Source organism: Dyella sp. CR10 (genome assembly GCF_055814425.1).
In genome coordinates this window covers 3073997-3085662 of record NZ_CP185986.1, presented here as the reverse complement: position 1 = coordinate 3085662, position 11666 = coordinate 3073997, and the positions used below count along the sequence as shown (strand labels likewise).

At 66.6% G+C, this 11666-nt stretch carries 8 protein-coding genes; 5 read left to right on the top strand and 3 right to left on the bottom strand.

The annotated features are described in order from the left end of the window. Nucleotides 1-30: 30 nt before the first annotated feature. Both ACNR9O_RS13820 and tdh read right to left on the bottom strand, forming a co-directional pair. Nucleotides 31-3690 carry a DUF748 domain-containing protein gene (locus ACNR9O_RS13820; protein ID WP_473687908.1) on the bottom strand — a complete coding sequence of 1220 codons (3660 nt, stop codon included), beginning with the start codon at nt 3688-3690 and terminating at the stop codon, nt 31-33. A 179-nt stretch (nt 3691-3869) separates the two neighbouring features. After that, complete coding sequence (gene tdh, locus ACNR9O_RS13815) at nt 3870-4904, bottom strand: L-threonine 3-dehydrogenase (protein ID WP_473687910.1); 1035 nt, start codon at nt 4902-4904, stop codon at nt 3870-3872. 153 nt (nt 4905-5057) lie between these two features. Here tdh and ACNR9O_RS13810 point away from each other — a divergent pair, with 153 nt between their 5' ends. Further along, nucleotides 5058-7217: a S46 family peptidase gene (locus ACNR9O_RS13810; RefSeq protein WP_473687912.1), complete on the top strand. Its 2160-nt coding sequence runs from the start codon at nt 5058-5060 to the stop codon at nt 7215-7217. Between the two features lie 174 nt (nt 7218-7391). Further along, complete coding sequence (locus tag ACNR9O_RS13805) at nt 7392-8138, top strand: carbonic anhydrase family protein (RefSeq protein WP_473687914.1); 747 nt, start codon at nt 7392-7394, stop codon at nt 8136-8138. A 239-nt stretch (nt 8139-8377) separates the two neighbouring features. Here ACNR9O_RS13805 and ACNR9O_RS13800 read toward each other — a convergent pair whose 3' ends face one another. After that, entirely contained in the window at nt 8378-8566 is a 189-nt protein-coding gene (locus ACNR9O_RS13800) for a hypothetical protein (RefSeq protein ID WP_473687915.1), read from the bottom strand. Nucleotides 8567-8766: 200 nt separating this feature from the next. On the opposite strand from ACNR9O_RS13800, the gene miaA reads away from it, so the two are divergent. The 3 genes from miaA to hflX all read left to right on the top strand — a co-directional run bounded on the left by miaA (nt 8767) and on the right by hflX (nt 11659). After that, nucleotides 8767-9717 carry a tRNA (adenosine(37)-N6)-dimethylallyltransferase MiaA gene (gene miaA, locus ACNR9O_RS13795; RefSeq protein WP_473687917.1) on the top strand — a complete coding sequence of 317 codons (951 nt, stop codon included), beginning with the start codon at nt 8767-8769 and terminating at the stop codon, nt 9715-9717. A 168-nt stretch (nt 9718-9885) separates the two neighbouring features. Beyond that, entirely contained in the window at nt 9886-10152 is a 267-nt protein-coding gene (gene hfq, locus ACNR9O_RS13790; RefSeq protein ID WP_473687919.1) for an RNA chaperone Hfq, read from the top strand. A 196-nt stretch (nt 10153-10348) separates the two neighbouring features. Next, nucleotides 10349-11659 carry a ribosome rescue GTPase HflX gene (gene hflX, locus ACNR9O_RS13785; protein WP_473687921.1) on the top strand — a complete coding sequence of 437 codons (1311 nt, stop codon included), beginning with the start codon at nt 10349-10351 and terminating at the stop codon, nt 11657-11659. Nucleotides 11660-11666: the final 7 nt, after the last annotated feature.

Below are 11666 nucleotides of genomic sequence, written 5' to 3'. Positions count from 1 at the left end.
GCCGGCATGGCCCCGCTCGCGCCGTCGCGCTCAATGCAGGCCGAAATCCACCCGCGTCGTCTTGCCCTTGTCGTCGATACCTTCGGCGGTGAGCTTGGGATCCTTCATCCCATAGCGATTGTCCGGCAGCTTGCCCTTGAGCCAGTCGCGCACGGCTGTTGCGCGGCGTTCGGCCAGGTCACGCATCGCCGCATCATCGGTCTTCACGTTGGTTTCGAGCAATGCGCGCATCTCGTCCGGCTCCAGCGATTTGTTCAGGCCGAGCGCGTTGTGCGGCTTCTCGATGTCGGCATGCTTGTAGGCACGACGCAAGTATTTCTCGTCTTCGTCAGGCGTGATCGAGACCGCGGCCAGCGCGGCAGGCGAGGTGTCGGCATTCTTGCCGCCTTCGTCCAGCACCTTCTCCTTGCGCACCATTTCGTCGACCGTGACCTTGCGCAGGCCAGTCTGATCCTGCGACGGATCCGTGCGGCCGACGATGTCCAGGGTCAGGGCGGTCTTCTGGTTGAGCATCGCGACCACTTTGCCGAGACGTTCTTGCGCGGCGGCATTGAGCACGGCCGAGCCCGGGGCGAATTCCACGTAGCCCAGATCCTCATGATTGCCACCGCCGAAGGCGGAGCCGAGCAGGCGGAAGGGAGCGGTGACCGCCTTGGTGATCAAGTTGCCGATAGCGCGCCAGATCAGCCCGCCCATGCTGAATTGCGGGTCGTCCAGTGACCCGGACACCGGCACATTCACATCGATGTTGCCCTCGGTGTCCTTCAGCAGCGCTACCGCCAGCTTCACCGGAAGGTGCGAGACGCCCGGGCTCTCGATGCGGTCGCCGAAGGTCAGCTGGGTGATGTAGATGTGGTTGTCCGCATTGAGCTTGCGCTGGTCGAGCGTGTAGTGCACATCGACGGTCAGCTTGCCGGCGGTAATCGGATAGCCGGTGTACTTGCTGGAATATGCGCTCAGCCGCGTCAGCTCCACCTCGTTGGCCTTGCCCTTGATGTCGAGGAACGCCACCGGCGCCAGTGGATTCATGCTGCCGGTGATGTCCACCGGCGAGTTGTCGTCCAGCTGTGCCTGTACCGCGACATCGGCCGGCGGCCCGCCAGCGGCGGTGCCGAAGCCGCCGATCTTGCCGGTGAGCTTGGTGAGGTTGGCGGTGTAGTTGGGCTTGATGAAGTTGTCGGTGTAATTGAGCTGGCCGTTGACCAGGGTGATGCCGCCGATCTGGATGTCGGCCGCCGGGCCCGCAGGCTCAGCGGGTTTGGTTGCTTCGGCGGTCTTGGCCGTAGCCGCGGATGCCGCGGCTGCCGGCGTTTCGGCGCGCGTCACCGAGACCGGCGCTTCCTGCTCGGGCTTGGCCACGACGTCGGACAGATTCAGCCGTCCATTCGCATTGATGATCATGCGCGCGTAGAACGCGCTGAGCACCAGGCTCCCCACGTGCATGCGCGGCGCGCCGCTGCCGTAGGCTACGTCGAGGTTGCCGGCATTGAGCGCGCTCCAGCGCATGAAGTCGTCGCCGGTGACCTTGTCCTGCACGCGCACGCGTTCCAGCGCGGCATTGCCCTTGAAGGTGAACTTCGGCTGGGTGGTGCGGCCGTCGTAATGCAGGCGGCCCTTGCCGCTCATGCGCGCGCTGGAGATGGTCACGTTCAGCGGCACGCTGATGTAGGGCGCGAAGGTAGCGATGTCCAGGCCGCGTGTGGTCACGTCCAGGTCGGCCAGGGCAGGGGAGGGTTGCACCTTGCCGGCCAGTGAGAACGAGCCTTTGCCGACCGTGCCGTCGAGCTTCAACGCGCGCGGCTGGTTGAACTTGTCGCTGAGATCGTCGATACCACCCTTGAGGGCCTGCACCTCTATCACTGCCGGCTTGTCGCTGCCGGTGGCGCGATCGGTAAAGCGCACCGCGCCATCCTCCACGCCGAGGTGCCCGATGCTCCACTGCCACGCAGGGCCGGCATCGGCTGCCTTGGCCGGCTTGGCCGGTGCACGCGCGGCGCCCTTCGGCGGCGCGAACAGTTGGGTGAGGCTGATGGCGTTGTTGGCGGCGCGCTGCACATCCAGGCGCAGGCCGGTGGCGACGAGGCTGGCCAGGCGGGCCTGACGGGAGGCCAGGTCCAGCTCGGTGATGTCCGCGTCGAGCTTGCCCCAGGCCACCGGCGACGTCTGGCCCTTGCCGGTGGCTTCCAGCGCGAAATCGGTGACCGTGGCATGCGCCGGCGCCAGACGGACATTGGCCGCCTTGCCCCAGTCCAGCTGCAACTGCGCGTTGCCGTCCAGCTTGCCCTTGGCTGCGCGGGCAGCCATGGCGGAACCGGCCATGGCCTGCAGCGGCACCATGTCCACCTGCTTGAAGGTCAGCGCCGCATTGAGCTTCGCCGCGGCGAGATCGAGCGTGCCCTTCGCGCCAATGTCTCCGCCGAACAGCTGGCCGGCCAGATCGAGCTTCGCCGGCGGCGCGGCGAGCATGCTGAGGCCGGACAGGTTGCCGTGCAGGTTGGCCAGATCCAGCTTGTTCTGCGTGGCGTCGGTGTAGTGGACGGCACTGCCGGCGAGGGCGATGGAGGCGATGCGCAGATCGGTGGGTGCGGGTTTCTTGCTGGTGTCGGCGGGCGTGGATGGCGCCGTCAGCGTGTCGAAGTTGCTGTGTCCGCCCTCGCCCTGCGTGTAGAAGACCTGCGCCTGATCCAGTTTCAGTGCGCCGAGCTGGTAGCGCGAGACCAGCGGTTGCACATCCGTCAGTTCCGCGGTGCCATGGGCCAGCCGCGCGATCGGCTCGCCCTTGCTGCTGTCCAGCGCGAAATCGTCCAGCTGCAGGTGGCCGGTAAGCCGTACTTGCGGTGCATCCGGCATCTGCAGGAAGTTCAGGTCCAGCGTGCCGCTGAGCAAGCCCTTCGGGATCGCCACCGGCATGGCCTTGGGCACGTAGCCCAGATAGCGGGGCAGGTCGAGATGGTCCAGCTGAAAGCTGATGGCGGATTCGCGGCTGCTGGCGAAGGGCTTGGTCTGGCCCTCGATGCGCAGCGGGCTGCCGTCCACCTTCATCGCCAGCAGCGGCTTGACGAACACGTCGGTGCTGCTGGGCAGGTTGGCCAGGAAGGGTACGCCCAGTTCCAGTTGTTCGACGTGGTGCGTGGCCTTGGCTGCCTGGTCGTCGAACAGGATGTCGCCGCCGTGCACGCTGATGTTGGACAGCGCGAAACGCGCCGGCTTCGCATTGGGATCGGCCGGCTGCGACGCGTAGCGGTCGACGATGTCCGAGAAGTTGAAGCGTTGATCGGCCGTGCGCGCGATGCGGATGTGCGGGTTCTGCAGGGTCAGCTCGTCGAGCACCGGCGCCAGGCGGAACAGGGCCGCCCAGGAGGCGTCGACGGTAATGCGATCGATGTCGACGAAGCGCTCCTTGCCGTCGCGCTCGCCGATATGCAGCTGCTCCAGGTCCAGGCGCAAGGTGTAGGGATTGAGGTGAACCTTGCCCAGCGTCACCGGGCGGTCCAGCGCGGCGCTGGCGCGTTTCTCGATCTGGCCGCGGATGATGGACGGCGCGGCGAGGAAGCCGAACAAGCCGAACAGCACCACGAGGATGGCCAGGATCAGTACCGTCTTGCGCGTCCGCCGCGAGCGGTACACGGCGCGCGCGCGCGTACGCGCCGCCGCCAGCCGGGAACTGCCGGGAGAAACCTGATCTGCCATGCGGGCAATGCTCCGTCGAATGTCGCGACCCGACGGCGTGCGGCCCTACCCCGGCCGCGCACTCCCAAACCGTGTTCCATAAAGCGCCGGTCGCGGGAGGAGTTTACTCGTGCGTGAGACTTTTCTGCATGGCTCCCGCGCAGATCCGGCGCGGGAGCCTCTAGGCCTTCAGGCGCCGCTCACAGCCAAGAGCAGACCACCTTGCCGCACTGGCCGGCATCCATCAGGTCGAAGCCCTTCTGGAAGTCATCAATGTGGATCTGGTGGGTGAGCACCTTCTGCAGCGGGAAGCCGGTGAGCACCATCTGGGTCATCTTGTACCAGGTCTCGTACATGCGACGGCCATAGATGCCCTGCAGGGTGAGACCCTTGAAGATCACCTTGTCCCAGTCGATGCCCGCACCCTTGGGCAGAATGCCGAGCAGGGCGATCTTGCCGCCGTGGTACATGCAATCGAGCATGTCGTTGAACGCGCGCACGTTGCCGCTCATCTCCAGGCCCACGTCGAAGCCCTCGATGTGCAGGTCCTTCACCACGTCCTTGAGCGACTGGTTGGCGACGTTCACCACGCGCGTGGCGCCCATGTCGGCAGCCAGCTTCAGGCGGTAGTCGTTGACGTCGGTCACCACCACGTTGCGCGCGCCCACATGCTTGGCGATGCCGGCGGCGATGATGCCGATCGGGCCGGCACCGGTGATCAGCACGTCTTCGCCGATCAGGTCGAACTCCAGCGCGCAGTGCGCGGCGTTGCCGTAGGGATCGAAGAACGCGGCCAGCTCCGACGGGATCTGGTCCGGAATCGGCCACAGGTTGGAAGCCGGCATGGTCATGTATTCGGCGAACGCGCCATTGCGGTTCACGCCGATACCGACCGTGTTGGGGCACAGGTGCTGGCGGCCGGCGCGGCAGTTGCGGCAATGGCCGCACACGATATGACCCTCGGCCGACACGCGATCGCCCACCTTGTAGCCGGTGACGCCCGGGCCGATCTCCACGACGCGTCCCACGAACTCGTGACCGATGGTCAGGCCGGGCTTGATGACCCGCTGGCTCCACTCGTCCCACTTATAGATATGCAGGTCGGTACCGCAGATGGCGGTTTTCTCCATCTTGATCAGCACCTCGTTGGGGCCGACCTCCGGCACGGGGACTTCTTCCATCCAGATGCCCTGCTCGGGCAAGCGCTTGACCAGGGCTTTCATCATCTGCGGCATGGGACACCATCGGCTGGCCCGCGGAGCGGGCGGGGAAACGGCAATTATAAAGTGGGTGCGCGCGGCGCCGCCTTCGTGCAGTGCAGCGTTGCCGGAGCCAGCGCTTCGTTTTATGGTCGCAAGTTTGTGCGATTGTTCATGAGGGAATCGAGGATGCGTAGAAAGACGATGAGCCTGGCCGCAGCCATGGCGATGGGCCTGGCGCCTGCGGCCCAGGCGGACGAGGGGATGTGGATGCCCTCGCAATTGCCCTCGATCGCCAGGCAGCTGCGCGCGGCCGGCTATCAGGGCAATCCCGCCGACCTGGCTGATCTCACCAAGCCCCCGCTCAGCGCAGTGGTCAAGGTGGGCGGCGCCACCGGCGCTTTCGTCAGCGGCGATGGCCTGGTGCTGACCAATCACCATGTGGCCTTCGGCGTCATCCAGTACAACAGCAACCCGCAGCGCGACCTGATCCAGAACGGTTTCGTCGCCGGCGACCGCGCGCAGGAGCTGCCGGCCAACCCGGACTTCCGCCTGCGTGTGACCACCGGTTTCGACAAGGTCACCGATCAGGTGCTGGCCCAGGCCAAGGGCAAGACCGGTCGCGCGTACTTCGACGCCGTCGATGCCGCCGGCAAGGCGCTGGTAGCCGAGTGCGAGCGCGAGGCGGGTTATCGCTGCAGCGTGGTCAACATGTTCTATGGACGCGACTTCTACCTGGTGAAGCAGCTGGAGATTCGCGATGTGCGCCTGGTGTACGCGCCGCCGCGCGCCATCGGCAACTACGGCGATGAAGTGGACAACTTCGTGTGGCCGCGCCACAGCGGCGATTTCACCGTGCTGCGTGCCTATGTCGGTCCCGACGGCAAGCCGGCCGACTATTCGAAGGACAACCAGCCCTACCATCCGCCGGCGCATCTGCAGATCGCCACCGAGGGCGTAAATGAGGGTGATTTCGTCATGCTCGCCGGTTATCCGGGCATCACCTATCGCCACCGTACCGCCGCCGAGTTCGCCGACCAGGTGCAGTGGCGTCTACCCGCGTCGGTGGAGGTGATGAAGCAGTTGCAGGGCGTGATTGAGGAGTCCGGCAAGGCCGACAAGCAGGCCGCGATCCGCTACGCCTCGCAGCTGCAGTCGCTGAAAAACGGCATCAAGCGCTTCAGCGGCGAGCTGGATGGCTTGAAGCGCAGCGATGCAGCCAGCATCCGACGCAAGGACGAGGACGCCATGCTCGCCTGGCTCGGCAAACAGCCGGATGCCAAGGCGCTGCGCCCCGACATCGACGCCGGTGCCAAGCTGATCGCCGAAGGCAGCACTACCCGCGAACGCGACTTGCTGTTCACGTTGATGCAATCGCAGACCCAGCTGATGCGCTCGGCGCTCACCCTGCAGCGCCTCGCCCACGAGCGCGCCAAGCCCGATGCCGAGCGCGAAACCGGCTACCAGCAGCGCGATGAGGATCTGACCGCGGGCATGCTCAAGCAGGTGCAGCGCCGCTTCGACCCGGTGGTGGAGAAGCGCCTGCTCAGTGCCTTGCTCGTCCGCTACCAGCAGTTGCCGGATGCGCAGCGCGTGCCGGAGTTCGACGCGGCCTTCGGCCGCACGCCGGCCGAGCTGGCGGCGGCGCTCGATCGCGTATACGGCCAGACGAAGCTCGGCGACGAGGCGCAGCGCCTGCATTGGCTGAAGGCACCGCCGGCCGAGGTAGCCGCCTCGGACGATGCGTTGCTCAAGCTCGCCGCCGGCCTGCAGCCGGCGCTCCTGCGCATTGAAGACCAGCGCAAGGCGCGCGAGGGTGATTTGCTGCGCTTGCGTCCCGCCTACATGCAGGCGCTGATCGCCTACCGCGAGCAGCAGGGCAGGGTCGTCTACCCGGATGCCAACGCCACGCTGCGCGTTAGCTACGGCAAGGTCACTCCGCTGAAGGCGCGCGATGCGGTCACCTACGCGCCGCTCACCAGCACCGCCGGCATCGTGGAGAAGAATACCGGCGTGGAGCCCTTCGACGCGCCCAAACCGCTGCTCGACGCCATCGCCAAAGGCGACTATGCGGGGTATCTGGACCCGCGGTCCGGCGTGATGCCGGTGGATTTCCTCAGCAACCTCGACACTACCGGCGGCAACTCCGGTTCGCCCGTCATGAATGCTCGCGGCCAGCTGGTAGGCCTGAACTTCGACAGCAACTGGGAGGCCGTCAGTGCCAGCTGGATGTTCGACCCCCGCTACAAGCGCGCGATCCATGTCGATATGCGCTACATGCGCTGGCTGATGGACAAAGTCTATCCGGCGCCGCAGCTGCTGAAGGAACTTGGTGTGCCGGCGAAGTAGGCGCGGCAGGTCTCATCCAGACGAACGGGCTCCTGGCGGAGCCCGTTTTTTTTTGCTGGCCGCGTTTTTCGAGCGAAACGGAAAGCCGTACCATCGCGTTCACGCCGGCTTGATGGCCCGCGCGCTGCACTCGCGCCGGCTTCGCTTCGAAGCCATCTATCGAGGGGGCATGAGATGGACGGGAAACAGGACGCGTGTTGCGGGACCGACGGGCGTCGGCGGGGCCTGCTCAAATCCGCGCTGGGCGCTGCTGCGATCGGCGTGACGGGCGGCTTGTCGTTGACCTGGACGGACATCGCCGAAGCGGCCGCACTGAGCCGGGAGCAGCGCGACAAGCTTTCTCCCGATGACGTGATCGCGATGCTCAAGCGGGGCAACGAGCGATTCCGCTCGGGCAAGACACAGCAGGATTACCTCGCGCAGAAGCGGGCGAGCGCCAATGGCCAGTACCCGGCCGCCGTCATCCTGGGCTGCATCGATTCGCGCGCGCCGGCCGAGATCATTTTCGATGCCGGCATCGGCGATATGTTCATCGCGCGCGTCGCCGGCAATATCGCCAACGACGACCTGCTGGGCAGCCTCGAGTTCGCCTGCGCCGTGGCCGGCGCCAAGCTGGTGCTCGTGCTGGGACATACCGCATGCGGTGCGATCAAGGGCGCGATCGACCACGCGCAGCTGGGGCACCTCACCGGCCTGCTGAACAAGATCAAGCCGGCGGTGGACGCGACCCGTTTCGATGGCGAACGCGTCAGCAAGAACGATGCTTTCGTCGATGCGGTGGCCAAGACCAACGTGCTGCAGACGGCGGAGGCCATCCGGCGCGGCAGCGACGTGCTGGCAGGCCTGGAGAAGGGCGGCAAGCTCAAGATCGCCGGTGCGATGTACCACCTGGTCGGCGGGCACGTGGAGTTCTATGGCTGAGGTGCGGTCGCGGAGCAGGCGACCGGTGTCGATCACCCGCCGGGCTACCAGGCTCGGCGGCTTCTACAGCATCGAAAAAGGGGCGGTGCGTCGTGGCGACCGAGGGCGTGCTCGAGCGGGGAATGGAGGGTGCCGGTACAGCTGGAGCGATGTGGTCCGTGCGGTGACGGAAAGGCCGGCGGAGGACGCGGTGGCTTCGACCCGGGCCGGTGCGGAGCCCGCCGGCGCCGCGTGGCGGCTCAGTGCAGCGCGGCGTACACCAGCGCGAACACCAGGCTGATGCCGACGCACACGACGAACCAGAAACCCCGGTTGTCCTTGTGCCACACCGGCCGCGCGCCATCGGCGCGAGCAGGCTTGGCCGCGGAGCCGCCGGCTGCAGTGGTGCGTTCGCCGTGCTCGGCGACCATGTACTTGCGTTTGTTCATTCCTTCCCCCCGTGCAACTTCGATCTCGCGGTCGCGGTGTTGAATTACAGGCGATCGTGCAAGACGCCACGATTCTCGTCCAAAATGTGAAGCAAAGCACGTGCCCATACCGTTCAAATGGCGTTGCGCCGCCGTTGAGCGCAAATGGCGCCGTATGACAGCCTGACGTTGCACGTCACCTTGAGCCCCCGGAACGCCCGATGCCTGCCGACTCGCGTCACCCCGCCATCTTCCTGATGGGCCCGACGGCCTCAGGCAAGACGGCCTTGGCTTGCGCGCTTAGCGAGCGCTTTCCGGTGGAACTGGTGAGCGTGGATTCCGCGCTCGTCTATCGCGGCATGGATATCGGCACGGCGAAACCGGACGCAGCCACGCTCGCGCGCTACCCGCACGCCATGATCGACATCCGCGATCCCGCCGAGCCCTATTCGGCGGCGGACTTCCGCACCGATGCGCTGGCGGTGATGGAAGACATCCGTGCGCGCGGAAGAGTTCCGTTGCTGGTCGGTGGCACGGGTCTGTACTTCCGCGCCCTGCAGCAAGGTTTGTCGAACTTGCCCGAAGCCGATCCGGTGGTGCGCGAGCGTCTGAGTGCACAGGCTACGGCGATCGGCTGGCCGGCCATGCACCTGCGCTTGCGCGATGTCGATCCCGCGGCGGCCGCGCGCATCGGGCCGAACGACGCGCAGCGCATCCAGCGCGCGCTGGAAGTGATCGAGCTCACAGGCCGACCGTTGTCGGAACAGCAGCGCGGCGGCAGCGGCGAACGCTTTCCATGGCGCGTACTCAAGCTGGCCCTGCTGCCGGCCGATCGGGCCCCCCTGCATGCCCGCATCGCCGAACGCTTCGACGCGATGCTGGCGCAGGGCTTCCTCGACGAGATGCGCCAGTTGCGCGCCCGTGGCGATCTGCATCCGGACCTGCCCTCGATGCGGGCAGTCGGCTACCGCCAGGCCTGGGAACATCTCGATGGCCTCACCACGCCGGCCGAGTTCCGCGACCGCGGCATCTTCGCCACTCGCCAGCTGGCCAAGCGCCAGATCACCTGGCTGCGCGGCGAACTGGATGCGCGCGTGCTGGATCCGGACCGGCCGGGACTGGCGGTGCGCGCAGTCGATGCGCTCGCGCTTTTCCTGGGGGTGCCGGGCTGAGTTTTCGCGACACGGTTGGCGCTTCCCGGCGGTGGCGCGGAATGCCTCCTATTGGCACGCAAATGCCCTTTCATCAACGATTTAAAAGTGGTTAATATTCCCGGGCCTTGGGCCGGGGCGCGGCGCGCGTCTTTTATCCGGCCCGTCCGTCGCGAGGGGAGAACAACAATGTCCAAAGGGCAGTCTTTGCAAGATCCGTTTTTGAACGCATTGCGCCGTGAGCGCGTCCCGGTTGCCATCTATCTGGTCAACGGCATCAAACTGCAGGGCACGATCGAGTCCTTCGACCAGTTCGTGGTGCTGCTGCGCAACCAGGTCAGCCAGATGGTCTACAAACACGCCATTTCTACCGTGGTGCCCAGCCGCAACGTGCGGATGGGCAGTGGCCACGAGGGTCACGCCGAGGTTTCGGCGGTGCCCGAAACGGAAGGCTGAAGCGGGGCCGGCGGAGGCGGGGCCGGTTGAATCGGGCGTGAAATGACCCATGTGTACGTAGCGGCGGGGCCTCGAGGTCCCGCCGCTTCGCTCGCATGCGATCCAGGCGGCGCGTAGCGCCGCTACACTTCACTACGCCCCCTCGCGGCCGTCCGGCCCGATGCCGGGCTCATTCCGCACAGGTCAGTCCGCATCCGTGTTCGATAGACAAAAGAAAGGCGAGCGCGCCGTCCTGGTGCTCCCGCATTCCCGTGGCGAGGGCGATAGTGTCCGCCGCGCCGAAGAATTCACCGAGCTGGTCCGCTCCGCCGGGGCCGAGGTGCTGGGCAGCATCAGCGCGCGCGTCGAGGATCCGAACCCGCGCTTCTACATCGGCTCGGGCAAGGCCGACGAAGTCGCCGAGATGGTCCGCGCGCTCGAGGCCGATCTGGTACTGGTCGATCACACGCTCAGCCCGGTGCAGGAGCGCAACCTCGAAAAGCACCTCAAGACCCGCGTGGTCGACCGCGCCGGGCTGATCCTGGACATTTTCGCCCAGCGTGCCCGCTCGCATGAAGGCAAGCTGGAAGTGGAGCTGGCCCAGCTCAAGCACGTCGCCACCCGCCTGGTGCGTGGCTGGACCCACCTGGACGCCCAGCGCGGCGGTGCCATCGGCAACCGCGGTCCGGGCGAAACCCAGTTGGAAACCGACCGCCGCCTGCTCGCCGAGCGCGTGAAGATGCTCAGCAAGCGCCTGGAGAAGGTGCAGGTGCAGCGCACCCAGCAGCGCCGCGCGCGCCTGCGCAATACGGTGCCGCGGGTGGCCCTGGTGGGCTATACCAACGCGGGCAAATCCACGCTGTTCAATGCGCTGACGTCTGGCGAAGTATTTGCCGCCAATCTGCTGTTCGCGACACTGGACCCCACGGTGCGTAAGCTGGACGACCTCAGCTGCGGCCCGACCGTGCTGGCCGACACCGTGGGTTTCATCCGCGACCTGCCGCATGACCTAGTCGCCGCTTTCCGCGCCACCCTGGCCGAGGCGCGCGATGCCGACCTGCTGCTGCACGTCAGCGATGCCGCCGATGAAGAGCGGGAGTACCTGCACAAAGTGGTCGACGGCGTACTGGAGGAAATCGACGCCGGCGACGTGCCACAGCTGCGCGTGATGAACAAGATTGACCTGGCCGGCACGGAGCCGCGCATTGATCGCGACGACGAAGGCCGCCCGGTGGCGGTATGGCTGTCGGCGGCCACGGGGCAGGGCCTGGACCTGCTGCGCCAGGCGCTGGGCGAACTGCTCGGCGGCGAGCGCGTGCAGTCGGAATTGCGCCTGCCGCTCACCGCCGGCCGCCTGCATGCGCGCCTCAAGGCGGTGGGTGCGATCGCCAGCGAGGCGGTGGACGAGGAGGGTTGGCGCCTGCGCATCGACGCCCCGCGCAGCGTGATCGCCCCGCTCAGCGGGGGCAGTCCCGCCGAGGCGGACCTGCTGCGCGGGCTGCTCGGGGAGCCGCGCGAGGAGGCTTGAGAGGGCG